This is a genomic window from Ciceribacter sichuanensis, assembly GCF_024055605.1.
Lineage (GTDB): Bacteria > Pseudomonadota > Alphaproteobacteria > Rhizobiales > Rhizobiaceae > Allorhizobium > Allorhizobium sichuanense.
In genome coordinates, this window is sequence record NZ_JAMXLX010000007.1 from 161717 (window position 1) to 186629 (window position 24913).

The window sequence follows — 24913 nt, forward strand, 5'->3', positions numbered from 1 at the left end:
GCCGGCCGCGGCCCTTCCGGGACGACTGTTCGTAAACTTTATTGATTTCGACAATCGGCTAACGCCAAAGGTTTTCTCGTATGACCTCGACCATACCCTCGCTCAGCGTCACTCAGATCAGATCTCTTTCGACCGCCGCAGTCGCGGCATGGAGCACGGAAGACGTGTCAATGCTGTCCACACGACAGCTCGGCGCCCTGTCCTCCGATCAGATCGCGGCGCTGGATACCGAGGACGTCGATGTCCTGAATTCCCAGCAATTGAGCGCGATCTCGCAAAGCGCCATTGTCGGGTTGACCTTCGAACAGCTGGCCGTGCTGGACAAGTACGATGTCGAAAGCCTGACTTCGAAGCAGGTCGCAGCCCTCACCACCGCCCAGCTCGGTGCCTTCACGACCGCGCAGGCGGAGGCGCTGACCTCGCTGCAGGTTTCCGCGCTCAGCTCGTTGCAGATCGCGGCGCTCGGCGTGGAGGATCTTGCGAAATTTTCGACCGCTGACATCGCCGCCATCAGCCAGAAGGCGATTTCCGGCCTTTCCACCGACGTGCTGGCATCGCTGACGACCGACCAGATCGCGGCGTTGAGCACGAAGGCCGTCGCGAGCCTGACGACCGACCAGATCGCGGCCCTGTCCACGAAGCAGGTGACAGCCCTGACGACTGCCCAGATCAGCGTCCTCAAGGCCGCACACGTCCAGGCCCTCGGCACGAACGACATCGCCACCCTTTCGACTGCCCAGATCGCAGCAATGAGCACCAAGGCCGTCCCGGCCCTGTTCATCGACCAGATCGAAGCGATGTCCACTGCGCAGGTCGAGGCCCTTACTGCCGCGCAGGTCAAGACGCTGACGTCCACCCAGCTCGCGGGGCTGGGGACGGAAGATCTGGCGACATTCTCTGCTGACGACATGGCAGCCATCACCAGCAAGTCCCTGGCCGGTCTGACGACCGACCAGATCGCGTCCCTGTCCACCAGCCAGATTGCCGCCCTGAGCACCAGCGGGGTCACGGGCCTGACCGCCGACCAGATGGCGGCGCTTTCGACCGCGCAGGTTGAAGCCCTCACGGCCACGCAGGTGAAGGTGTTGAGTTCGGCGCAGATCGCCGCACTCGGAGCCGACGATCTCGCGACATTCTCGACCGCCGAAATGGCGGCAATCACCAACAAGGGCATAACGGGTCTCTCGGAAGATGCCATTGCATCCCTCACTTCCGGCCAGATCACAGCGCTGAGCACGAGCGCCGTCGCGAGCCTGAAAGTGACGCAGATCGCGGCCCTCTCCACGGGCCAGTTGGCCGCCCTCACGGCGACGCAGGTCAGCGTCCTCAAGGCGTCGCAGATGCAGGCGCTCGATTCGGACGACATCGCCGCAATGACCACCGCGCAGATTGCAGCGCTCAGCACCAGCGCGGTTGCGAACCTGACCACCGATCAAGTTGCCGCGCTCTCCACGGCCCAGGTCGAAGTCCTTACGATCAATCAGGTGAAAGCGCTGGGTTCGATCCAGCTTTCCGCACTGGGGGCCGACGACATCGCGACGTTCTCGCTCGCGGAGATTGCAGCGCTCACGAGCAAGGCGCTCTCCGGTCTCTCGACCGAGGTGCTGGCTTCGCTTTCCACCAACCAGATCGCCGTGCTGAGCACCAGCGCGATTACCGGCCTTTCGACGGACCAGATGACGGCCCTGACCACTGCACAGGCCGAAGCGCTCACTGTAGCCCAGGTGGGTGTGTTGAGTTCCTTGCAGATCGCAGCGCTGGGCGCCGACGATCTCGCGACGTTCACGTCCGCAGAAATCGCCGCCATCAGCTACAAGTCTGCCGCAGGTCTGGTAACGGATGCCATTTCGGCACTGACTTCCAGCCAGATCGCCGCTCTGAGCACGACGACGATCGCGAACCTCACGACAGACCAGATCGACGCCCTGTCCACCGCACAGCTGGCGGCACTGACGGCAGCGCAGATCGCAACGCTGAATTCGAAGCAGATCGCCGCCCTGGGAACTGACGGAATTGCGTCCCTGTCCACCAGCCAGATCGCGGCGCTCAGCGCCAGGGCCGTCACAGGTCTCAGCTCCGATCAGATTCAGGTACTGTCCACCAACCAGATCGAGACCCTTTCCCCGACCCAGATCGCCGCCCTGACCTCGCTGCAGCTCGCAGCTCTGGAGACAGGCGACATCGCGACATTCTCGACCGCCGACATCGCGGCGCTCACCTCGTCCGCCATTTCAGGCCTCTCGTCGGAACTGATCGAAGCGCTTTCCACTCAGCAGATTGCCGCGCTCAGTACGACAGCGATCAAGGGTCTCAGCAGCGATCAGGTCAACATGCTGTCGACCGCACAGGTCGAGGCTCTGACCTCAACCCAGGTCGCCGCCCTCACCTCGCTGCAACTCGCAGCGCTGGAAACGGCAGACATCGCGACATTCTCGACCGCCGATATCGCGGCGATCACCTCGACGGCGATCTCGGGATTGTCGACGAGCATCATTGCGGCGCTTTCCAGCGAGCAGATCGCCGCCCTCAGCACGACCAGCATCAAGGGTCTGAGCACCCTGCAGATCGACGCCTTGAGCTCGAGCCAGGTCGCAGTCCTTTCGATCAAACAGCTTGCAGCCCTCAGCTCTGCGCAGGTCGCCTCGCTGAACACGGGCAATGTCACGGCATTGACTACCGAGCAGCTTGCCGCTCTTGGAACCGCAGGCATCGCCGGATTGAGCACCCGCCAGATCGCGGCTCTGGAGCCGGAGCAGATTGCCATCCTGAGCACGGCCCAGCTTGCCGCACTGACCTCCACCCAGATCGCAGCCCTCGACACTGACGATCTTGCGGTACTGACGACTGCGCAGATCGCGGCGCTGAGCGCATCCGGTATTACGGGCCTGACCACCAAGCAGATCGACGCACTCAGCAGCGATCAGATTGCAGCGCTTTCGACCAAGCAGATCGCGGCCCTTAGCTCCGACCAGATCGCTGCGCTCGATGCAGGCGATATTCAGTCCTTCTCGACGGCCGGCATCGCCGCCATCAGCGCAAGTGCCATTTCGGGATTGTCCACCACCATCCTGTCGTCGCTTTCGTCGGAACAGATTGCCGCGCTCAGCACGGCAGGTATCGCCGGGCTGACCACCAAGCAGGTTGACGCCCTGAACGCGTCACAGATTGCAACCCTTTCCACCAAACAGATCGCAGCCCTGAGCTCCGCCCAGATCGCTACGTTCAGCACGGACGAGATCGCGGTGCTTTCGACTGCGCAGGTCGCAGCGCTCGCAACCGCGGCCATCACCGGACTTTCGACCAAGCAGGTCGTCGCCCTGAGCACCGCTCAGGCCGAGGCGCTGACCTCCGCACAGGTCGGCGTCTTCAGTTCAGCTCAGCTTGCAGCTCTCGAAGCCGAGGATATCGCAACCTTCTCAACCAAGGATATCGCCGCCATCAGTTCGGCCGCCATTGCGGGGCTGTCTACCGACGCGATCGCGGCACTCTCGACCGTCCAGATCGACGCCCTGAGCACGGCCGGTATTGCCGCGCTCTCCACCAGGCAGATTGCCGCCCTGAGCACCAGCCAGGCTGAAGCCCTGAGTTCCTCTCAGGTCGGCGCGCTCAACTCCGCGCAGATCGCGGCACTCACAGCGGCGGACATCGCCACCTTCTCCACGGCCGATATCGCCGCCATCAGTTCGACTGCAATCGCGGGCCTGCAAACCTCCGTGCTGGCGTCACTTTCGACCGCACAGATCGCGGCGCTCAACACCGCCAGCATCGCCACCCTGTCCACAAAGCAAATGGATGCGCTCAGCAACGATCAGGTCAAGGCCATGACCACGGCCCAGATCGGCGCGCTGACGTCGAGACAGGTGGCAGCGCTGGGCTCCGACGATATCGCCGGGCTTTCGACGACGCAGATTGCAGCCATCGGTGTTGCCGGAATCGCCGGCCTCACCTCCGCCCAGATCGACGCATTGACCACGGCTCAGGTCGATGCGCTCTCCACCAAGCAGATCAATGCGCTCAGCTCGGCTCAGATCGCCGCTTTCGGATCGGAAGACCTCGCGACCTTCTCCACCAAGGATATCGCCGCGATCAGCTCGACCGCGATCGCCGGCCTGTCGTCAGAGCTCATCGCGACGCTCTCCAGCGATCAGGTCGCGGCCTTCAACGCCACCAGCGTCTCCGGTCTCTCGACCGACCAGATTGCCGCACTCACAACTGCCGGCATCCGGGCACTGTCGACCGCGCAGATCGCAGCCCTGACCTCGCGTCAGGTCGCGGCTCTCGGGACCGACGACATCGCCGCTCTTTCGACCGACCAGATCGCCGCACTCAGCACCGCCGGCATCAAGGCTCTGGGTACTGACGATATCGAGGCCATGAGCCCCGATCAGGTCGAGGCTCTGACGAGTGTCCAGGTCGCCGCCCTGACCTCGACGCAGATTGCCGCGCTTGGAACGGATGACATCGCGATGTTCTCCACCAAGGACATTGCAGCACTCGCATCGAGCACGATTTCGGGAATGTCGACCACGCTTCTGGCTGCTCTTTCGACCATCCAGATTGCAGCACTCAGCACCGCTGGCATCGCTGGTCTTTCCACCGGCCAGATCGCAGCCCTCGGCACCGATCAGGTCGAGGCACTGACGTCTACCCAGGTCGCGGCTCTCAGCTCGGCACAGATTGCGGCCCTCGGCACCGACGACCTCGATGTGTTTTCGACCGCCGACATCGCCGCCATCAGTTCCAACGCCGTTGCAGGCCTGACCTCCACCCTTCTGGAGTCCCTCTCGGCAGATCAGATCGAAGCGCTGAGCACGGCAGGAATCGCCGGGTTCTCAACCGACCAGATCGCGATCCTGAGCCTCACACAGGTCAAGGCCCTCACCGCCGCGCAGATCGCCACCCTGAGTTCCAAACAGGTTGCGGCGCTTGCAACCGACGACATCGCGGCACTCTCCACCGGGCAGGTCGCGGCCTTGAGCACCGCAGGCATCAAGGGATTGACCACCGACGATATCGTGGCGCTGAGCCCCGAACAGGTCGAGGCCCTGACTGCGACCCAAATCGCGGTGCTGAGTTCGACGCAGATCGCGGCCTTCGGCACGGATGACCTCGATACCTTCTCGACCGCGGAAATCGCCGCGATCAGTTCCAGCGCCATTGTCGGCCTGTCAACGGAACTTCTGGCATCGCTGTCGCCCGATCAGGTCGAAGCGCTGAGCGCCGCGGGCATCGCAGGGCTTTCCTCAAGCCAGATCGCCGCCCTCAACGCCATGCAGATCGACGCATTGACGACCGCCCAACTGGCGGCATTGACGTCGAAGCAGGTTGCCGCGCTGGGCACTGATGGCATAGCATCGCTAACCACCGCCCAGATTGCAGCGCTCGGTACGGCTGGCATCGCCGGTCTCACGACTGCCCAGATCGACGTGCTGAGCGGCGCCCAGGTCGCGGCACTGACGTCGGCGCAGGTTGCGGCACTCAATTCCGCACAGATCGCCGTCCTCACCGTCGACGATCTGGACATGTTCTCGACCGCTGACATTGCGGCGATCAGTTCGACCGCCATTGCCGGGCTCTCGACCGCGACGATTGCAGCGCTTTCCACCGATCAGATCGCGGCGCTGAGCACTGCCGGCATTGCCGGGCTTTCGACCAGCCAGATCGTGGCTCTGAGCCCCGAACAGGTCGAGGCGCTTTCCTCCACGCAGGTCGCCGCCCTGACATCAAAGCAGATCGCGGCGCTCGGCACGGATGACCTCGATATGTTCTCGACGGCAGATATCGCCGCCATCAGCTCGACGGCCATATCCGGCCTGTCGGCAGCGGCGCTCGCCGCTTTCACGCCGGATCAGATCGCAGCCCTCGGTGCCGCCGGGATCCCCGGGCTGTCCACCACCCAGATCAGTATGCTGAGTTCCGACCAGATCGCCGCGCTCTCGACGGCTCAGCTTGCGGCTCTGACATCGAAGCAGGTTGCAGCTCTCGAAACGGACGACATAGCCTCGCTCTCCACGAGCCAGATCGCCGCCCTCAGCGCCGCAGGCATTGCCGGCCTGACCAGCGGTCAGGTTGCAACGCTCACGGCTGACCAGATCGAAGCCCTTTCGACCGCCCAGATCGCCGCCCTCAGCTCGGATGCGCTTGCCGGTCTGACGGTCGAGGATATCGAGACCTTCTCGACCGCGGAACTGGCGGCCATCAGCTCGTCAGCGATCAAGGGTCTGTCGACAGCCATCATCGCGTCGCTCTCCACCGGCGAGATCGCGGCCCTCGGCACCACCGGCATCCACGGCCTGAGCAGCGCCCAGGTTGATGCCCTCAGCAGGGAACAGCTCGACTCGCTCACCACCGACCAGATAGCGGCGCTGAGCTCGGACGGGCTTGCGGGCCTGACCACGGAGGACATGGAGACCTTCTCGACCGCGGAACTGGCCGCGATCAGCTCCTCGGCGATCAAGGGTCTGTCCACGGCCATCATCGCCGGGCTTTCCTCGAGCCAGATCGCCGTCCTGACGACGGGGCAGGTCGCATCGCTGGGTTATAATCAGGTCGCAGCAATGAGTACCGCCCAGATCGACGCCCTGTCGATCACGCAGATTGCCGCCCTGACCGCCGTACAGACCGCCGCCCTTGGTACGGATGACATCGCCCTGTTCTCGACCGACGAGATCGCGGCACTGAGTTCCAGTGCAGTCACCGGACTGAGCACCGGGGTCATCGCCGCCCTGACGACGGCACAGGCCGAGGCTCTGACTTCGGGCCAGGTCGGCTCCCTGACCTCGACACAGGTCGCGGCTCTGGAGATGGAGGATCTCGCCACCTTCTCCACCGAGGACATTGCCTCCTTCAGTTCCACAGGTGTTGGTGGCCTTTCCACCCAGGACATCTCGGGTCTGTCGAACGCCCAACTGGATGCGCTCATGTCTTCGCATATGGGAAATCTCAATTCGGACCAGGTGGCAGCCGTCATCTCCGCCTATCTCAAGACGTAACCGCAGCGCTACAAGGCAGGGCTTTTCGCCCTGCCTTGACATTCGGACGGATTGGGCGAGATACGATGCGGCATCGTGAGCTGATGCCGCATGGCTCGACAGCGGCGGTGCGACGGGATACCTGATATTCCCCTTCAATTCCGGATAATGCCCATGTCCCCCACTTTCGACCCGACACTCCTTGCCACCTCGCTGATGCAGGCCAAGGCGCGTATTCCCGCGAACACCCTTGTTGCTCCTTCGACGATTGCGGAAGCCTTCGCCGTACAGACAATCACCATGGCAGATGCGCCTGCGGAACCGGTCGGCTACAAGGTCGCCCGTTCTCCTGACGGCATTGCCGTGACGGGACGGCTGCTGCCGCTCCACATAGTAGGTGACGCGACATTTCCCTGGCGGGCGGGCGTCGCCATCGAAGCGGAAATCGCGGTTCGGCTTGCGACGGCATTGCCGCCCCGTGCCGGTGGCTATACCCGCGACGAGGTCAAGAAGGCCGTCGGCAGCGTGCATCTTGGCCTTGAAGTCCTGGACAGCCGCCTCGTCGAGGGCAGCAAGTCTCCCTACCTGCTTTTCCTTTCCGACCGTCTCGGCAACGCCGGCTATCTGCTCGGGCCGGAAGTGCCATCCGCCCTCGTCGACGATGTCGCAGGCACGCCCCTTGAAGTCACGCTGGGCGACGCGATCATCTTTGCCGACGCGGCCAAGCATCCGGCAGGTGATGTGCTTGCATGGCTCGTGGATTGGGCCAACCGCGAAGACAGACCGGAAGGTTCGCTTGCCGCGGGAGAGATTATCACGACCGGCAGCCTCTGCGGCGCAGTTCCCCTTGCCACGTCAGGCCTGCTGACGATCACGCTTGGCACGGACCACCAGCTGACCGCGAATTTTGCTGGTTAAGGGCACAATATAGCCGGAGTCTTGTCGTTCCTTGATCATTGCAATCCTCTCATTCTGACGCTATATTGCGTCAGAATGAGAGGCGCAGGCTATCGAGGTGAATATCATGGGACTTGCCCAGTATTCGGATGACGGAATGTTCGCTCCGCGCAAGATCGCCGACACGCTCCGTACCACCAGCGAGGAAGTCGCCCGTACCGCCGGGCTCGGCAAGGATGCCGTACAGCGTAAGGACCGGGTGCGTTCAGACAGAACGCAACGGCGTCTTCGCGAGATGGTCGAGATCCTCAACAAGGTCGAGCCGCGATTCGGCTCGGCCCTGATGGCATATGCCTGGTATCGCTCCGAACCGCTCCCCGGCTTTTCCGGCCAGACCGCCATGCAGCTCGTCCGCAGCGGCCGGGCCGAGGACGTGCTCGACTATATCGACGCGGTCGACGCCGGCGTTCACGCCTGACCATGGCGGTTTCCTTTCGAGGCAAGCTCTACCGGGCGCTCAATCCCATTTACGCCCGCGAACCGCTCTCCGGCCGCGGCGCAGAACTTTATGGCGGGCGGTTCAATCCGAAAGGTGTTCCTGCGCTCTACGCATCTTTATCCGTGATGACGGCGCTGCGGGAGGCGAACCAGGTCGGCAATCTCCAGCCGACAACGCTCGTTTCCTATGACGCCGAGATCGAGCGGGTTCTTGATAGCCGCGATGCTGGCGAACTGGCGACGTATGGGATGGATACCGCAGCGCTTGCCGCCGCCACCTGGCGCGACGAAATGAAGACGCGTGGCATAGCCAGAACCCAGGAATTCGCCCGGCAGGCAATGGCCGACGGCTATCATGCCCTGCTCGTCCGCAGCTTCGCCGCCGGCGCGAGCGATGACGATTTCAATCTGGTGCTATGGCAATGGGCTGGCGTCGCGCCGGCGAAACTGATCCTGATCGACGACGAGCATCGGCTGTCCCGGTCCCCGTGATCAGCAGACCTGCACCGACCGGCCCATCTCCCTATGTTGCCTTCCATAACCAGTTTCACGGAACTCGACATGGATCGGCATGTCGGGATATTCATCGCTGCCTCTTTGGCCGGCGGCGATCATCCGTTGTCCGATAGAGGAACACATTCGAATAAGACGGGCCGGCAATATGATGAAACGAATACTGTCGATAGGCGAGTGCATGGTGGAGTTGCGGCAGGCGGAGGAAGGCCTTCTGCGCAAGGGATATGCGGGAGACACGTTCAATACCGCCTATTACGCCCGTCACGCCGCACCCAATGACTGGGCCGTGAGCTATCTGAGCGCCGTCGGCACCGACAAGGTCTCCGAGGAAATGCTCGGCTTCATCGAGAGCACCGGCGTAGAAACCGGCTTCGTGCGGCGCGTCGAGGGACGCACACCCGGCCTCTACATGATCCATCTCGACAACGGCGAACGCAGCTTCTCCTACTGGCGTTCGGCATCCGCGGCAAAGACGCTCGCCGACGATCCGGCTCATCTGCGGGCTGCGATCGAACAATCAGACGTGATCTTCTTCTCGGGTATCACGCTGGCAATCCTGAGCGCCGACGCCGTCGAAACCCTGCTTTCGGAACTGCGCCGCGCAAAGACGACAGGCAAGACCGTGGTTTTCGATCCCAACATCCGCCCGCAGCTGTGGCAGGACAGGACGGTCATGCTCGACACCATCAGCGCCGGTGCTTCCGTGGCGAATCTGGTGATGCCAAGCTTCGACGATGAAGCCACCCATTTCGGCGATGCCGATCCAACCGCAACCATCGCACGTTACAAGGCGCTCGGCACCGAGAGCGTCGTGGTCAAGGACGGCGCCAACGGCATTACCCTCAGTTTTGCCGGCACGCCAGTCGAGTTCATTGCCGCCACCCGTATCGAGAAAGTTGTCGACACCACCAGCGCCGGCGACAGCTTCAACGGTACCTTCCTTGCCCGATACGTTCAGGACGGTGATGCGTTGGCAGCCACAATTGCCGCGGCAAGCGTAGCGGCCGCCGTTATCGGGCACCATGGGGCACTGGTTCCGCGGGAAGCACTTCCCATCACGGCATAAGGCTCGGCTTCTTGCCATCATCCTGACCTTCAGGACGATCGGGACCGGCGTCCGGCTGGATGGCTCCATCCGGCACCGCCAGCGTACCGGTACCCCGAAGCCATGAAGCCCGATCTCAGGTCGCCAGAGACCGTTCCGTGTCGACGTCGAACAGGTGCATCTGGTTCATGTTAATGGACAAGGGTACCTTCGTCCCCGCCTTCGGCCCTGCATCCGGCTCGATACTGGCGCAGATACCGGTGCCCGCGATGTTAAAATAGATCATCGTGGTCGCGCCGAGTGGCTCCACCAGATCGACCGGAGCGTCGAAGGGAACCCAGCCCTGACGTTCCTGCCGGGCGGAAATCGACTCCGGGCGAATGCCGAAAGTGACAGCCTTGCCCGCGTGGCTGCGGAAGACATCCGCCTTTTCCGACGGTACCGCAAGACGCACGCCATCCTCGAGAACGACGGCAAGACCGTCGCCTTCCGCCTCCAGCCGCGCCGGCAGGAAATTCATCGACGGGGAGCCGATGAAGCCCGCGACGAACTTGCTTGCGGGATTGAGGTAAAGTTCCTGCGGTTCGCCCATCTGCTCAACGATGCCCTGGTTCATCACCACCACCCGATCCGCCATGGTCATGGCTTCCACCTGATCGTGCGTGACGTAGACCGTCGTCGTCGGCAGCAACTGATGAAGACGCTTGATTTCGGTCCGCATCTTCACGCGCAGCTTGGCGTCGAGGTTCGACAGTGGCTCGTCGAAGAGGAAGACCTTCGGATTGCGGACGATCGCGCGCCCCATCGCGACACGCTGGCGCTGGCCGCCGGAAAGCTGACCCGGACGACGGTCCAGCAGCTCGGTGATGTGCAGCGTTTCCGCGGCCGTTGATATCCGCTTGTCGATCTCCGCCTTCGGCAGGCTTTGCTGCTCGAGGCAGAAGGCGATGTTCTCGCGTACCGTCATATGCGGATAAAGCGCATAGTTCTGGAACACCATGGCGATATCACGTTTGCCGGGACCGAGACGGTTGACCACCTGATCGCCGATAATGATCTCGCCGCCAGAGATATGCTCAAGGCCGGCGATCATCCGGAGCGTTGTCGACTTGCCGCAGCCCGAAGGGCCAACGAAGACGACGAACTCCTTGTCCTCGATATCGAGACTGACACCGCGCACGGCCTCATAGATACCGTAGGACTTGACGACATTCCTGAGTTCCAGTCGAGCCATGCCCGCCTCCTATTCTTCCGTCAGCCAGACCTGCATCGCGCCTTCGTCGCGATTGGCCCAGAGGTGATAAGGAATGGCCTTGAAGGCCTTGGGCTTCAGCGAGGGCGGCGACGTGCGGTAGAGCTTGCCGGTCCAATCGTCGGCGACAGCTTCCAGCGCATCGCCTTCCAACACCACAGCGCCGCCAAGCAGGTCCGCATCGAAACGCGGCTTGAGCGCCGCATCACGGATGATGCGCAGACGCTGCGGCTCCGTGCCGATATCCGCCTGCTCGACGCAATAGACCACCGGCCCGCGCTTGAAGGCAACGCGATTGGCATCCTCGCCTACCGCGGGATGGGCGTAGACGCGCTCCACCGGCATGTCGAAGGAGAGGCGGATCTCGTCGCCATCCTTCCAGTCCCGCGTGATGGCGGCGTAGCCCTTTTCCATGGAAGCGGCGAAATCGATCTCCTGACCATTCACCGAGATCCGCGCCTTGCCGCACCAGCCGGGAATATGCAGCCGGAAGGTCAGCGAGGCCGGAGCGGAGAGACCGACGGCAAGCCGGACATCGCCATCCCACGGATAGGCGGTATCCTGCTTCAAACGTAAGAACGTGCCGTCAACGTCGAGTTCGGCCGTGTTGGCGCCATAGAGGTGCACTGCGACCTCACCATCCTTCACCGAGTAGAAGTACTGGCCGAGCGAGGTAATGAAGCGGGCAATGTTGGTCGGGCAGCAGGGGCAGTAATGCCACTTCCAGCGGCGGTTCTGGCCGTGGCTTTCGAGCACGTTTTCATAGAAATAGTGCTCCCCGTCGCGGGAAATGCCCGAGAGAGCGCCGTTGAACAGAACGGTTTCCAGTGCATCGGTGAACTTGCCGTCGAGGTCGATCTGGGCCATGCGATGGCTCCAGAACCCGAGCGCAACGGCGGCGCAGGTCTCTGCATAGGCCGTCTCGTTCGGCAGGTCGAATTCGCGGGTGAAGCCTTCGTTGGAAGCAGAGGGACCAAGACCGCCGGTCACATAAAGCTGGCGACCGGTAAGATTGTCGAACAGCTGGTCGCAGGCCGATTTCAGCGTCGGATCGTCGTTCTCATAGGCGAGGTCGGCCATGGCCGAGAAGAGATACATGGCGCGGACGGCATGGCCGACCACCTGCGTCTGCTCCCGCACCGGCACGTGCGCCTGGCTGTAGGCATAGGTCTTGTAGACATAGTCGGCCGGATCCTCGCCGCGACGGCGGGCTTCCTCATCAAAGTAGGACGGCATGCGGCCGCGCTCATCGACAAAATAGGTGGCGAGCTTCAGGTGACGCGGATCGCCGGTAACGCGGTAGAGTTTCACGAGAGCGAGTTCGATCTCCTCATGGGCGTCGTAGCCGCGCAGTTTGCCTGGCTCGGTACCGAAGGTGTCGATGATATGGTCGATGGCACGGATCATTACATCGAGGAAACGGCGCTTGCCGGTAGCCTGATAATAGGCAATGGCGCCTTCCAATAGATGGCCCATGGAGTACATCTCGTGCAGGTCGCGCAGGTTGGTCCAGCGCTTTTCCGGCTCGCGACGGATGAACCAGCTGTGGAGGTAGCCGTCCTCCATCTGCCCGTGCTCGAGTTTTTCGACAATCGCGTCGATCTTCGCCTCGATATCCGGATTGGGATTGTTCTTCAGCGTATAGCTGGCAGCCTCGATCCACTTGCCGAAGTCGGAATCGAAGAAATGCTGCATCGACAGGCCACTCGGCTGGATCGGCCGCGCCAGCGGGCCGGCCGGCTTGTTGAAGTCGAGCACTTCGAGGAAGCCTTCCTCGTCGAGACGCATGTGCTGGGTCGGAATGGTGACGTCACGCACGGTGTCCGACCAGCTCTTCCAGAAGCCGGCATCGAAGGAAACGCGGGTGTGGTCGGCGGGAACGTAGCGTTCGAAAAGACGCGGCGCGCTGCCGGCCGCCTTCTTCAGGGACGAAGACATGAAAACTCCTTCTGCAGATGTCTGCGGGTCATTTCACGGCGCCGGCGGTGAGGCCGCGCACGTAATAGCGTTGAAGAGCAAGGAAAAGCAGGATGCAGGGCACCATGGTGACCGTGATCCCGGCCTGGAGAGCGCCCCAGTCGATGATGCCGTAGATGCCCGAGGACACGTTCACCAGCATGATCGGAAGCGTGAACTTGTTCTGGTCCGACAGGAAAATCAGCGCGGCCAGGAACTCGTTCCAGGAATTGAGGAAGGCGAACATCGCGACCGTCGCCACACCGGGCAGCGCCAGCGGCATCATGATGCGTCGCATCAGCGTCCACTGCGAGGCCCCGTCGATGCGGGCAGCCTCGATCAGCGCGCCGGGGATGGCGTCGAAGGCGTTGCGCATCATGAATATCGAGAAGGGAAGCTGGAAGGTCGTGTAGACCAGCACCAGCCCGAACAGGTTGTTCTGCAGCCCGAGGAACTTCAGGATCAGGAAAAGCGGCGTCAGGATCGACTGGAACGGGATCATCATCGTCGCCATGACGATCACGAAGATCAGCGATTGACCGGGGAAGCGGAACTTGGAGAAACCATAGCCTGCCGGCACCGAAACCAGAACCGTAATGGCAATGGTACCGAGCGCGATCAGCACCGAGTTCGAGGCATAGACGTACCAGCCGGCACCGACATCCTCCAGCCGCCGGTAGTTTTCCAGTGAAAACGCCTTGGAGAACAGGGCAACCGGATTGGCAAGCGCCTCGGCCGCCGGCTTGAAGGAATTGGCGACCGACCAGACGATCGGCATCAGGAAGAAGATAGCGAAGAGCAACGACACCAGAATGAAGGTAGTGTGGCCGAGCCGCTCTCCGGCAGTCCGTTCAGATGTTTGATTGAAACTGCTCATCGACCTTCCTCCGGACGTTCGCGCATGAAGCTGAGCTGGATGGAGCTGATGGCGACCAGCACGACCAGGAGGGCGAAGGAAAGCGCGGAGCCATAGCCCAGGCGATAGGACGAGAAGGAGGCGAGATAGATGGAGAACACCGCCGAGATCGTGCTGTTTTCCGGTCCGCCCTGGGTGATGATGAAGAACTGGTCGAAGGCGAGCATCGACGAGGTGATGTTGAGAACCATCGCCAGCAGCAGCGAATTGCGCATCAACGGCAGGGTGATGCGGCGGAAGCGGGAGAAGACACCGGCACCGTCGATCTTTGCGGCTTCCACGACTTCCGCGGGGATGCTCTGCAAGCCGGTGAGCAGGATCACCATGGTAAATCCGGCCGTCTTCCAGACCACCATCAGGATGATGACGGCGAGCGCCGGCCAGAAGCTTTCAAGCGGCCGGGGAGCGGCATCGACGAGGCCAAGGCCCTGCAGCAGCCGGGAGAAAACACCGCTATCGGGATTGAGCAGCCACATCCACAGCGTGGACGCCGCGCCGAAACCGATCACCACCGGCATGAAAAAAACGGTGCGGAAGAAACCGGCGCTTTTCAAGGGACGGTCTACGAGAAGCGCCAGCGGAAACGCGACGGCAAGAATGGCGGCCGTTACCAGCACCGTATAGAGCAGCGTAAAACCGAGCGAATGCCAGAGCTGGGTGTCGCCCAGCAGTTCTACGTAGTTCTCGAGACCGATGAACTTCCTGCGACCAAGCAGTGGCCAGTGATAGAAACTCATCCAGATGGTCATCGCCAGCGGAATGACGAACAATCCGATGATGAAAACCATGCTCGGCGCGATGAAGGCGAGGCCGAGCCAGCCATGCGGCTCTCGGGCCGTGGCAGGGGCGGAGGCTTCGCGCACCTCTCCTGTCTTGGGTGTGGACACCAAAGTACAGTCCTTCTTTCAGTGTGAACATCGGCCGCCTTGCGGCATTCCTTCAGCCCTTGCGGCAAGACCGCGTCAGGCAGTGTGACCGAGGGGCAGCACATGCCGCCCCTCGGGACAAACTCAAGGGTTGGTACGGTCGAGGATCTTGGTGAACTCGTCCTGCGCCTTCTTAACAGCACCATCGACGTCGTCACCGAAGATCGCGCCCTGGATGAGGTTCAGGAACGGACCGGTGCGGCTGACGAACAGCTCATCGGAGGAGAAGGTGTAGGGCGTGCGCGCCTTGGCAAGGATGTCGTAGGCAACGAGGTTGCGCTTGTCGAACTGGGCATAGGCCTGATCGGCAAGGTCGGTGCGCGACGGCATGCCGGATTCCTTGGTGATGAACACCTGCTGTTCCGGTTGCATGTAGAAGTCTACGAAGTCGAGAAGGACCTTCTTCTTCTCTTCGCTGACGCCCTTGATCAGGGCAAGCGAGTCACCGCCGGCGAAGCTGGATGCACCGCCCTTCGGACCCGGGATCGGGGCAACGTCGAATTTTACGTCCGGATATTTGCTGGTCAGAAGATTGACGATGTAGGAGCCGGTCATCAACACGCCGACCTTGCCCGAGGCGAAGGCTTCGACGGCATTGTTGCCGTTGCCCGAACGCGAGGTCGGATGGATCGCACCGGCGGACCACATGTCACGATAGGCCGCGAAGGTATCCTTCAGCGCCGGGGTATCCACGGTTGCCTCACGGCCATCCTCGCTGAGGATGTCGGCGCCGGCGGCCCAGATGTGCGGCAGGAAGTCGTAGATCAGCCAGCTTCCCGAATTGGCGACGAAATAGAAGCCGTAGGTGTCGTCACCGAGCGCATGGATCTTCTTGGCGTCCTCGGCGATTTCCTCCAGCGAGGCCGGAGCCTTCTTCGGATCGAGGCCGGCCTTTTCGAAGAGGTCGGTGTTGTAGGCGATGATCGAGGCATCCGGCAGGGCGGGCACGCCATAGATTTTGCCGTCATAGGTGGCGAGACGGATATGCGACGGGCTCAGCGCATCAGTGTAGGGCAGTCCCTTCACAAAATCGGTAATGTCTTCCAGGCTGTCATTGGCAGCGAAGGTCGGAAGATAGATCAGGTCGAGAACCGCACCTTCCGGCGGGGAGCCGCCGGCAATCGCCGCGCCGAGCTTCGGAACCATCTGCTCGGCCGTGATCTGGGTGACTGTGACCTTGTCCTCGTGCTTGGCATTGTATTGTTCCGCAAGTGCCTGAAGAACGGCGCCGGAAGACGTGCGGACCCAGAGATTGACCTCCTCGGCATTAGCAATGGACGTCGACCCTGCAAGAGCCAGGGTAGCGAGGATGATTTTCGCCTTGTACATCGAATTCCCCTTTTGATTGCAGTCACTCGGCAATACGGGCGACCTGAAAATTACGGTAGGCGAGAAAAAATCCATTGTCGACAGTGTGTGGGCAGAGAAAACTGGGAAAATTGAGAAAAGCTTTTCTCTTTATTGAAATCATTTGATAAAAGGTTTTCTCAAAATTTCGGAGCGTAAGTGCATGAAAAACGAGCAGCCGCGGCGAACGACCATCCATGACGTGGCGAAAGCCGCCGGCGTCAGCATCGCCACCGTCTCGAAGGCGCTAAACAACAACGGCAGGATGCAGCCGGAAACCCGGGATCGCATCAAGCGTGCGGCGGCCGAACTGGGTTTCCGGCCGAATGCGCTGGCGCGCGGCCTGCTCAGCAAGCGTAGCTTCACCGTCGGCCTTCTCACCAACGACACCTATGGCCGTTTCTCGTTGCCGATGATGGCCGGTGTTTCGGAAGCCCTTGTAGACCACGGCGTTTCCGTCTTCCTGTGCGCCACGAATGACGACCCGGCCCTGACGCACCTGCACATCGAGGCCCTGCTCGACAAGCAGGTCGATGGTATCGTCTTTTCAGCGACGCGCCTCGACCGACGCCCCCACATGGATCTGTCGAGCCTGCCGATCCCGGTGGTCTATGTCTTTGCGGAGGGACCGCCCGGCAGCGTGGTCATCATCCCCGACGACTATCAGGGCGCGCGAATTGCCGTTCAGCATCTGATCGACAAGGGCCGCAAGCGGATCGCCCATATCACTGGACCCGACGATTACCGCGCCGTCAGGGTGCGCGCAGAGGCCTATCGCGATCTCTGCGGCGGAGACGAACCGGTCCTGTTCGGGGAATGGGAGGAAAGCTGGGGCCATCAGGCCGTGGACCTTCTATGGTCGCGCGACCAGGCACCGCCGGACGCCCTCTTCTGCGGCAACGACCAGATCGCGCGCGGCGCGATCGATGCGCTACGCGATCGCAACATCGCAATTCCCGAAGATGTTTCCGTCGTCGGCTTCGACAACTGGGAGATCGTCGCCGAACAAACCCGACCGTCATTGACGACGATCGACATGGGGATGAAGGAACTGGGACGTCAGGCAGGGCTCGCCGTGCTTACCCTTTCCAAGGGGCAGTCCATGAGCGGCGGTACGCGCAAGCTGCCTTGCAGCCTCGTGGTGCGCCAATCGAGCTAGGCCAAGGCGCGGAGTCCTCTACTCAGAAGGTCGGCGGCGTGCAGGCGCTGATGACCTCACAGGGAACCGGTCCGACACAGCGGAACCGATGCGGCCGGCGGCTTTCGAAGTAATAGGCGTCACCCGCGCCGAGAATGCGCCGCTCGTCGTCCACGGTCACTTCCAGCCGACCGGAGAGCACGATGCCGCCCTCTTCCCCCTCATGCACCAGCGGCACCTTGCCGGTATCGGCGCCCGGCTGATAGCACTCCTTCAGGATCTGAAGGCTTCGACCGAAAAGGCTCTCGCCGATCTGGCGATAGGAAATCGCGCCCTTGCCGATCTCCACCAGTTCCTCTGCCGCATAAAATGCCTTGCGCGGCTTTTCCGGCTCGAAAGCGAAAAACTCCGCAAGACCGATCGGAATACCGTCCAGAATACGCTTTAATGCGCCGACGGAAGGGTTAGACGCATTCGACTCGATCAGTGAAATCGTCGAGTTGGTCACCCCTGCCCGCTTGGCAAGTTCGCGCTGCGAGAGATTATGCGCCATGCGCAAATGGCGAAGCCTGTTGCCGATATCGACCGTCATGGGGCACTCTGGTGTTCAAGGTGTTCGAAATATCGAAACACACGATACCGAAATGTTAAATATCAACAACTTAAAAAAGCCGAGAAAAGGACTTGTTCGGTGGTCAAAAATCGCTGAACTCAACGCATCTTAAAGGAGACCCGCATGGACCACCGCAGCAAAGCCAACGCCCCCGTCCTCGACAATTTCTGGATGCCTTTCACCGCAAACCGGCAGTTCAAGGCCACGCCGCGGTTGCTGGCTGAAGCGGAGGGCATGTATTACACCGACATCGACGGCAACAAGGTGCTCGACGGCACCGCCGGCCTGTGGTGTTGCAACGCCGGCCATGGCCGCAAGAAGATCGTAGAGGCCGTGGAGCGCCAGATCCGCACGCTGGATTTCGCCCCGACCTTCCAGATGGGCCATCCGGCCGCTTTCGATTTCGCCGCCAAGCTCGCAGCCCATGCACCGGGCGGCGCTGCCGCCCAGCTCGACCGCGTGTTCTTCACCGGCTCCGGCTCCGAATCCGTCGATACCGCCCTCAAGATCGCCATCGCTTACCAGCGTGCAATCGGCCAGGGCACCCGCACCCGCATCATCGGCCGTGAAAAGGGCTATCATGGCGTAGGCTTCGGCGGTATTTCCGTCGGCGGCCTCGTCAACAACCGTCGCATGTTCCCGCAGATCCCTGCCGACCACATGCGCCATACGCTGGACCTCGAGCGCAACGCCTTCTCCAAGGGCCTGCCGCAGCACGGCATCGAACTGGCGGAAGATCTGGAACGGCTGGTCGCGCTTCACGGCGCCGAAACGATCGCTGCCGTCATCGTCGAGCCGATGTCCGGCTCGGCCGGCGTCATCCTGCCGCCGAAGGGCTATCTGGAGCGCATCCGCGCCATTGCCGACAAATACGGCATCCTGGTAATCTTCGACGAAGTCATCACCGGCTTCGGTCGCCTCGGCACGCCGTTCGCTGCTGATTACTTCGGCGTAACGCCGGATCTCGTCACCACGGCGAAGGGCATCACCAACGGTACGATCCCGATGGGCGCCGTCTTCGCCAGCCGCAAGGTCTATGACGGCTTGATGGTCGGTCCGGAAAATGCCATCGAACTGTTCCATGGCTACACCTATTCCGGCCATCCGGTCGCTTGCGCAGCCGGTCTCGCCACCATGGAAATCTACGAGGAAGAAGGCCTGCTGACGCGCGCCGCCAGTCTCGAGGAATACTGGCAGGAAGCCCTGCACTCGCTGAAGGGCCAGCCGCACATCATCGACATCCGCAACATTGGTCTCGTCGGCGCAATCGAACTCGCGCCGCGCGACGGCGCTCCGGGCACCCGCGCCTATGATGTCTTCGTCGATTGCTTCAAGAAGGGCACCCTGATCCGCGTTACCGGCGACATCATCGCGCTTTCCCCGCCGCTCATCGTCGAGAAAGAACAGATCGACACGATCGTTTCGACGATTGCCGACGCCCTGAAGCGCGCGGCCTGATAACAAGGAAACAGCCAGCCCGGTTCTTCGGGCTGGCTGTTTAAAACCACATATTGTTTCCAGCGGGTCTTCGAGCCGATGGGCAGAGATCATTAGGCCTCTGAGTTCCTCAAACGAAACTCAGCCGATCTCCACCGCCCGGCGCCACTGCTCCCGATAGCCACCAAGGTCAAGTGACGGCTTGTGCCGTATCGCTCCAGAGACCTCCGGCCTCATTCCGGTCAGCATGGCCGCCCCGAGCGCCGTACCGCTCAGTGAATCGCCGGCCTGTATGGCGACCTCCCTGCCCGTCGCAGACGCCAGCGCCTTCAGATAGACCGCGTTCCGGCTCATCGGCCCCTCGACGACGATCTGTCCTTCAGCGCCGATTAGATCGAGGCAGACTTCCGTCATCAGCGCCATGTAGAGCGAGGCCGCAACGACCTTTTCAGCGTCAGAAGCCGGCGAGCCGATCCATTGCATTCTGCGCCCCTGAAAGGGCCCGGAACCCTCGACGACATTCGGTAGGATCATCAGCGACTTGCCGATGACCGTATCGACAACCTCATCCAGATCGCCGTCCGACACGGTGAGGCCCTGCGTCAGAACCTCGAACTCACGGCCACCCATGAAGCGTGCCGAAGGCGTGGCCTTGCCGAAGGCATTGACGTTGGCGAGGCTATCCCGTTCCGGCGTCAACGCATCGAGATTACCCGGCGTCGCGAAACACACCACCCAGGTTCCCGTCGAGACCACGGAGAAGGGCGTCTCGCAGGAAACAAGATGCGGCAGCAGCGACGCGTTGGAATCGTGGATGCCACAATAGACAGGTACCGGACGTTCCAGCCCCAGTGCCGCGCAAAGCTCGGGCCGTACAGGTCCCAGAGCATCGAAGGCCGAACGGATCGGAGCCAAGCGGTCTCGGATGCCGAGACGGTCCACCAGTGATGAGAACTCGCCCTTCGCGGGGTTCCAGAGATCCGTGTGACAGCCGAGCGACGTCGCCTCGTTGGCCACCACCCCGCTCAGCCGCCACGCCCAGTATTGCGGGTAGGTGAGAATGGCCCAGACGCGTTCGAACGCCTCCGGAAAGGCGCTCTTCTGGAAATGCAGTTGGGCACCGAGATTAAGGCCCGAGGAAAGGGCGGGCGAGCATGTCTCGGAGAATTCCGGCCGGAGCTTTGCATAGGCATCGCGGATCGCCTGCGGGTATTCGAACTCGTAATCCAGCACCGGCAGCGCCAGTTCTCCGTCCTTGCCCAGCAGCACCGCGCTCGCACCGTGGGTGGTGATGGAAATCACATCGAAACCCGGAGCCCGGGCGAACTCCGCAAGCGTTGCCTGGATGAAGGACCAGAGTGCCTCTATGTCATAATGCGGATAGGGCGGCGCGGCGATGACGGTGTTGGGCGTCTTGCGCACAGCGATTTCGGCGCCGCTTTTCCCATCCAGCAAGACCACCTTGGCATTGGTCTTGCCGATATCGATGACGGCGACCCGCTCGTATTTCGTATCCGTCATGGCAAGTGGAACACCGTGACGAGATCGGTAGCAACCGGCGAATTGTCCGGATTGCTTGCCATGATATCGGCCATGTGAGCCCACCAACGCTTCATCACCGGATGTTCAGGAAGGCTCGCCATGCCATGGGTCTTCGGGCGCGTCAGGACACCGAACAACGTGTTGGTCTCGCGGTCCAGATGGATCGAATAATCGCTGACGCCGGCCTCATGCAGGAGGTCGACGAGATCCGGCCAGATCTCGTCATGACGTTTCCTGTATTCGGCCTCCATGCCGGGATTGAGCTTCATCTTGAAGGCGTGCTTTTCCAGCTCGGACATCAGCTCTTCCTCGCGTTGCGAATGCGGCGGCCGATGATGGGCAGTGCGATGGTGACGATCAGAAGCAGGCCGATGAAGATCGACATGACGATGCCCGGAACGTTGAGAAGGCCGAGGCCGAAGGTGACGAGGCCCATGACGAAGGCGGCGATGACGACGCCCGCGATGGTGCCTGCACCGCCGAGGATCGAGACCCCGCCGAGAACCACCATGGTCACGACCTCAAGCTCCCAGCCTTGAGCGATCGAAGGACGGGTTGAGCCGAGGCGAGAGGTGAGGCAGACGGCCGCGATACCGCTCATCAGGCCGGTGAGCACAAACAGGATGAACTTCACCCGCTCGACCGGAATGCCGGAGAAACGTGCCGCAAGCGGATTGTTGCCGATCACATAGACCTGCCGCCCGAAATTTGTCGCGTGCAGAAGAACGGCGAAGACACCGGCGAGAACGAGGAAGAGCACAAATTCGAAGGAGAAGACCCATAAGACATAGCCCTGGCCGAAATAGCCGAAATCTGCAGGATACTTGCCATAAGCCTGATCGCCGAGCACGATATAGGAAATGCCGCGGAAGAGGCTCATCGTGCCGATGGTGACGACGATGGACGGCAGTTTCAGCCCAGCAACCATCAGCCCGTTGAACGCGCCACAGGCAAGACCGACGCCGATGCCGATGGCGACGAGGCCGGGCGTGCCGACACCCATCTGAACGGCGGCGCCCATGGCTGTCGATGCAAGCGCGATGATGGCGGCGACCGAAAGATCGATCTCACCGGCGATGATCAGCAGCGCCATGGCGAAGGCGATCATCGCCTTCTCAGTGAAGTTGAAGGTCGCGTCCGACAGGTTCCAGGCATCGAGGAAGTAGGGCGAAGCCAGCGAATTGGCGATGAAGATCACCACGGCGACGCCGAACAGCAGCACCTCCCAGCTTCCCATCAACCGCTTGAAGGGTGTGCCCAGCCGATCCGGAATCTGGCGGCGTGTCACGACGTTTTCCGAAGCTGCAACGGTCATGCGGTCACCTCATGGGTATCCTTGGCTGCGCGGTCGCGCAGGATGATGCGGCCCTTCTTGCGCTCGGCGCGGGCATTGAAGACGACGGCCAGCACGATGACGATGCCGGAAATGGCCATCTGGGCAAACGGCGAGATACCGATTACCGGCAGCGCATTCTTGATGACGCCGAGGAAAAGCGCGCCGAGAACGGTTCCGACAACGGTCCCGATACCACCGGCAATCGATACGCCGCCGATCACATTGGCCGCGACGCTATCGAGTTCGAAACCGGCTGCGATATCGACATAGGCAACCGCATAGCGGGAAACCCAGAGATAGCCGGCAAGCCCCGCAAGCGCACCCGACACCACGAAAGCGAGAAAGCGCGCCCGGCCGATATCGATGCCGGCATAGACGGCAGCCGTCGGGTTGCCGCCGGCGGCATAGGTCGAGCGACCGAAGGGCGTGCGGGTCAGGACGAACCAGATCAGGAAAACAATAGCGATTGCCACCCAGGACAGGATCGGCATCCCGAGCACCACGAGACGCGGCAGATTGAGGAAATCCGGGGTCATCTGGTGCGCATTGACCCAGCTGCCACCGGAAAGCACGAAGGCCATGCCGCGATAGATCGTCAGCGTGCCGAGCGTCACCACGATCGGCGGGATCTGCAGGAGCCAGACGAGAAAGCCGTTGATTGCGCCAAGGGCTGCACCGATCACGACGGCGAGAACGATCAGCAGCGCCAGCGGCAGGCCCGGATAGGCCGCGTCGAGCATCGCGACCGCCATGCCGGTAAACGCGAGATTGGCGGCAACCGAGAGGTCGATCGACTTGGTCAGGATGACCGTCATCTGGCCAAGCGCCAGAATGATCAGGATCGACGTGTCGTTGAAGATGTTGGCGAGGTTTCCGGGCGTGGCGAAATTGGATGCCCGGGTCGAGAAGCCGGCGATCATCACGATGATGATCAGCCCGAGCAACAATTCGCGGTTTTTCAGGAGACGTTGCATTGAAATGTCCTTACGCATTGCCGGTCGCGGCGCGCACCAGCGTCTCGGCGGTGAGGCCCTGACGCGGGTAGATGCCGGCCTGAAGACCTTCGCGCATCACCATGACGCGGTCCGACATGCCGAGGATCTCGGGCAGTTCGGAGGAGATCATGATGATCGAGAGGCCTTCGTTCGCGAGTTCGGAGATGAAGCCGTGGACGGCGGCCTTGGAGCCGATGTCAATGCCCTTGGTCGGCTCGTCGAGGATGATGACCTTCGGCTGGGTGGCGAGCCACTTGCCGATGACCACCTTCTGCTGGTTGCCGCCCGAAAGCGTTCCGACCGGCACGGAAAGGGCTGCGGCGCGAAGATCCAGCCGTTCGGCATATTTGCGGGCGAGCGAGAACTCGTTGATCGCCTTCAGGAAGCCTCTTGCCGACGTGCGGGCCAGCGACGGCAGCGACATGTTCTGGTAGATCGGCATTTCGAGCGCCAGACCATGGCGGCCACGCTCTTCCGGCACATAGACGATGCCGGCGGCAATGGCGTCCGCAGGGGAGCGGATCACCACGTCTCGTCCCTCGAGTTTCAACGCCCCGGACGCCGGCACGGTGATGCCGAACAACGACTGACAAAGCTCCGAGCGGCCAGCGCCGATCAGGCCGTAGACGCCGAGGATTTCGCCCTTCTTCAGCTCGAAGGAAATGTCGCGGAATTCCGTTTCATGGCAGTAGCGCTCGACGGCAAGCACCGTGCCGCCGATGGCGACCTCCACCTTGGGGAAAACGTCATGCACGTCGCGACCGACCATCAGGCGGACGATTTCATCCTGCGGCGTGTCCTTCAGAACGCCGGCGCCGACCATCTTGCCGTCGCGGAAAACGGCATAGTTCTCGGCAATCTCGTAGACCTCGTCGAACTTGTGGCTGATGAACAGGATCGCCTTGCCCTGACGTTTCAGGCCTTCGACGATGCGGAAGAGATCATCGATTTCCTTGCGTGAAAGAGCGGCGGTCGGCTCGTCCATGATGACGATGCGCGCTTCGACCGAAAGAGCGCGGGCGATCGCCACAAGATGGCGCTGCGCGATCGAAAGATCCTTCAGACGGATCGTCGGATCGATATTGCTTTCAAGCTCCGCCATAAGCTCGCGCGCACGCTGGTTGATGGTTTTCCAGTCGATCAGGCCGAAACGCGTGCGGGGCGCATGGCCGAGGAAAATGTTCTCGCCGACCGTCAGCTCGTCGAAAAGCACGGTCTCCTGATGGATCGCGGTGACACCTGCATCGATCGCGGCCTGCGCGCTGGCAAAGGTCATCGCCTGACCATCGATCAGGATTTCGCCCTCGTTCGGGCGATAGATACCGGTCAGGATCTTCACGAGTGTCGACTTACCCGCGCCGTTCTCGCCGATCAACGCCGTCACCTTGCCGGGATAGAGCGCGATGTTCACGCCATCGAGCGCCTTCACTCCGGGAAAGATCTGGGAAATGCCACGCATCTCGAGGATGGGCGTGTCAGCGGGTTCAGCGCCCGCGCCGATTTTTGAAGCTTGAACGGTCATCATCCC

General features: G+C 61.8%; 18 protein-coding genes. 7 read left to right on the forward strand and 11 right to left on the reverse strand.

What is annotated here, in order from left to right; all coding sequences use genetic code 11:
- The first annotated feature begins 80 nt into the window (after window positions 1-80).
- The 5 genes from NBH21_RS20000 to NBH21_RS20020 all read left to right on the forward strand — a co-directional run bounded on the left by NBH21_RS20000 (window position 81) and on the right by NBH21_RS20020 (window position 9948).
- A complete protein-coding gene (locus tag NBH21_RS20000; protein ID WP_250914339.1) occupies window positions 81-6992 on the forward strand; it encodes a hypothetical protein in 6912 nt (2303 codons plus the stop codon).
- Window positions 6993-7145: 153 nt separating this feature from the next.
- Window positions 7146-7889: a fumarylacetoacetate hydrolase family protein gene (locus NBH21_RS20005; RefSeq protein ID WP_250914338.1), complete on the forward strand. Its 744-nt coding sequence runs from the start codon at window positions 7146-7148 to the stop codon at window positions 7887-7889.
- A gap of 106 nt (window positions 7890-7995) precedes the next feature.
- A complete protein-coding gene (locus tag NBH21_RS20010) occupies window positions 7996-8346 on the forward strand; it encodes an MbcA/ParS/Xre antitoxin family protein (protein ID WP_163898366.1) in 351 nt (116 codons plus the stop codon).
- A gap of 2 nt (window positions 8347-8348) precedes the next feature.
- A complete protein-coding gene (locus NBH21_RS20015) occupies window positions 8349-8858 on the forward strand; it encodes an RES family NAD+ phosphorylase (RefSeq protein WP_250914337.1) in 510 nt (169 codons plus the stop codon).
- Between the two features lie 169 nt (window positions 8859-9027).
- On the forward strand, window positions 9028-9948 hold the full coding sequence (locus NBH21_RS20020) for a sugar kinase (protein WP_250914336.1): 921 nt from the start codon (window positions 9028-9030) through the stop codon (window positions 9946-9948).
- A gap of 115 nt (window positions 9949-10063) precedes the next feature.
- Here NBH21_RS20020 and NBH21_RS20025 read toward each other — a convergent pair whose 3' ends face one another.
- The 5 genes from NBH21_RS20025 to NBH21_RS20045 form a co-directional block, all read right to left on the reverse strand.
- On the reverse strand, window positions 10064-11161 hold the full coding sequence (locus NBH21_RS20025) for an ABC transporter ATP-binding protein (RefSeq protein ID WP_250914335.1): 1098 nt from the start codon (window positions 11159-11161) through the stop codon (window positions 10064-10066).
- Between the two features lie 9 nt (window positions 11162-11170).
- Window positions 11171-13117, reverse strand: coding sequence for a glycoside hydrolase family 127 protein (locus NBH21_RS20030; protein WP_250914334.1), 1947 nt, complete (start codon window positions 13115-13117; stop codon window positions 11171-11173).
- Between the two features lie 28 nt (window positions 13118-13145).
- Window positions 13146-14012 carry a carbohydrate ABC transporter permease gene (locus NBH21_RS20035; protein WP_250914333.1) on the reverse strand — a complete coding sequence of 289 codons (867 nt, stop codon included), beginning with the start codon at window positions 14010-14012 and terminating at the stop codon, window positions 13146-13148.
- Window positions 14009-14941, reverse strand: a complete 933-nt coding sequence (locus tag NBH21_RS20040; protein ID WP_425340453.1) for a carbohydrate ABC transporter permease — start codon at window positions 14939-14941, stop codon at window positions 14009-14011. The genes NBH21_RS20035 and NBH21_RS20040 overlap by 4 nt, the downstream gene beginning before the upstream one ends.
- 120 nt (window positions 14942-15061) lie before the next feature.
- Window positions 15062-16306: an ABC transporter substrate-binding protein gene (locus NBH21_RS20045; RefSeq protein ID WP_250914331.1), complete on the reverse strand. Its 1245-nt coding sequence runs from the start codon at window positions 16304-16306 to the stop codon at window positions 15062-15064.
- Between the two features lie 181 nt (window positions 16307-16487).
- On the opposite strand from NBH21_RS20045, the gene NBH21_RS20050 reads away from it, so the two are divergent.
- Entirely contained in the window at window positions 16488-17483 is a 996-nt protein-coding gene (locus NBH21_RS20050; protein WP_250914330.1) for a LacI family DNA-binding transcriptional regulator, read from the forward strand.
- 22 nt (window positions 17484-17505) lie between these two features.
- Here the strand turns inward: NBH21_RS20050 and NBH21_RS20055 are convergent, their stop codons facing one another.
- Window positions 17506-18054 carry a cupin domain-containing protein gene (locus tag NBH21_RS20055; RefSeq protein ID WP_099061186.1) on the reverse strand — a complete coding sequence of 183 codons (549 nt, stop codon included), beginning with the start codon at window positions 18052-18054 and terminating at the stop codon, window positions 17506-17508.
- 144 nt (window positions 18055-18198) lie between these two features.
- On the opposite strand from NBH21_RS20055, the gene aptA reads away from it, so the two are divergent.
- Entirely contained in the window at window positions 18199-19533 is a 1335-nt protein-coding gene (gene aptA / locus NBH21_RS20060) for an omega-aminotransferase AptA (protein ID WP_250914329.1), read from the forward strand.
- A 120-nt stretch (window positions 19534-19653) separates the two neighbouring features.
- Here aptA and NBH21_RS20065 read toward each other — a convergent pair whose 3' ends face one another.
- The 5 genes from NBH21_RS20065 to NBH21_RS20085 are packed head-to-tail and all read right to left on the reverse strand — an operon-like array spanning window position 19654 to window position 24910.
- Window positions 19654-21033, reverse strand: coding sequence for an FGGY-family carbohydrate kinase (locus NBH21_RS20065; protein ID WP_250914328.1), 1380 nt, complete (start codon window positions 21031-21033; stop codon window positions 19654-19656).
- Window positions 21030-21353, reverse strand: coding sequence for an L-rhamnose mutarotase (rhaM, locus tag NBH21_RS20070; RefSeq protein ID WP_163898396.1), 324 nt, complete (start codon window positions 21351-21353; stop codon window positions 21030-21032). Before rhaM ends, NBH21_RS20065 begins: the two co-directional genes overlap by 4 nt.
- A complete protein-coding gene (locus tag NBH21_RS20075; RefSeq protein WP_250914327.1) occupies window positions 21353-22369 on the reverse strand; it encodes an ABC transporter permease in 1017 nt (338 codons plus the stop codon). The genes rhaM and NBH21_RS20075 overlap by 1 nt, the downstream gene beginning before the upstream one ends.
- Entirely contained in the window at window positions 22366-23364 is a 999-nt protein-coding gene (locus NBH21_RS20080) for an ABC transporter permease (protein ID WP_250914326.1), read from the reverse strand. Before NBH21_RS20080 ends, NBH21_RS20075 begins: the two co-directional genes overlap by 4 nt.
- Window positions 23365-23374: 10 nt before the next feature.
- Window positions 23375-24910, reverse strand: a complete 1536-nt coding sequence (locus NBH21_RS20085) for a sugar ABC transporter ATP-binding protein (RefSeq protein ID WP_250914325.1) — start codon at window positions 24908-24910, stop codon at window positions 23375-23377.
- Window positions 24911-24913 lie beyond the last annotated feature (3 nt).

Bases quoted from the DNA above. Each gene is read 5' to 3' on its own strand.
- NBH21_RS20075 (WP_250914327.1), bottom strand. From the start codon at position 22,369: ATGACCGTTGCAGCTTCGGAAAACGTCGTGACACGCCGCCAGATTCCG.
- NBH21_RS20015 (WP_250914337.1), top strand. From the start codon at position 8,349: ATGGCGGTTTCCTTTCGAGGCAAGCTCTACCGGGCGCTCAATCCCATT.
- NBH21_RS20065 (WP_250914328.1), bottom strand. From the start codon at position 21,033: ATGACGGATACGAAATACGAGCGGGTCGCCGTCATCGATATCGGCAAG.
- NBH21_RS20050 (WP_250914330.1), top strand. From the start codon at position 16,488: ATGAAAAACGAGCAGCCGCGGCGAACGACCATCCATGACGTGGCGAAA.
- NBH21_RS20080 (WP_250914326.1), bottom strand. From the start codon at position 23,364: ATGCAACGTCTCCTGAAAAACCGCGAATTGTTGCTCGGGCTGATCATC.
- NBH21_RS20000 (WP_250914339.1), top strand. From the start codon at position 81: ATGACCTCGACCATACCCTCGCTCAGCGTCACTCAGATCAGATCTCTT.
- NBH21_RS20085 (WP_250914325.1), bottom strand. From the start codon at position 24,910: ATGATGACCGTTCAAGCTTCAAAAATCGGCGCGGGCGCTGAACCCGCT.
- NBH21_RS20030 (WP_250914334.1), bottom strand. From the start codon at position 13,117: ATGTCTTCGTCCCTGAAGAAGGCGGCCGGCAGCGCGCCGCGTCTTTTC.
- NBH21_RS20005 (WP_250914338.1), top strand. From the start codon at position 7,146: ATGTCCCCCACTTTCGACCCGACACTCCTTGCCACCTCGCTGATGCAG.
- aptA (WP_250914329.1), top strand. From the start codon at position 18,199: ATGGACCACCGCAGCAAAGCCAACGCCCCCGTCCTCGACAATTTCTGG.
- rhaM (WP_163898396.1), bottom strand. From the start codon at position 21,353: ATGTCCGAGCTGGAAAAGCACGCCTTCAAGATGAAGCTCAATCCCGGC.
- NBH21_RS20055 (WP_099061186.1), bottom strand. From the start codon at position 18,054: ATGACGGTCGATATCGGCAACAGGCTTCGCCATTTGCGCATGGCGCAT.
- NBH21_RS20045 (WP_250914331.1), bottom strand. From the start codon at position 16,306: ATGTACAAGGCGAAAATCATCCTCGCTACCCTGGCTCTTGCAGGGTCG.
- NBH21_RS20025 (WP_250914335.1), bottom strand. From the start codon at position 11,161: ATGGCTCGACTGGAACTCAGGAATGTCGTCAAGTCCTACGGTATCTAT.
- NBH21_RS20020 (WP_250914336.1), top strand. From the start codon at position 9,028: ATGATGAAACGAATACTGTCGATAGGCGAGTGCATGGTGGAGTTGCGG.
- NBH21_RS20010 (WP_163898366.1), top strand. From the start codon at position 7,996: ATGGGACTTGCCCAGTATTCGGATGACGGAATGTTCGCTCCGCGCAAG.
- NBH21_RS20035 (WP_250914333.1), bottom strand. From the start codon at position 14,012: ATGAGCAGTTTCAATCAAACATCTGAACGGACTGCCGGAGAGCGGCTC.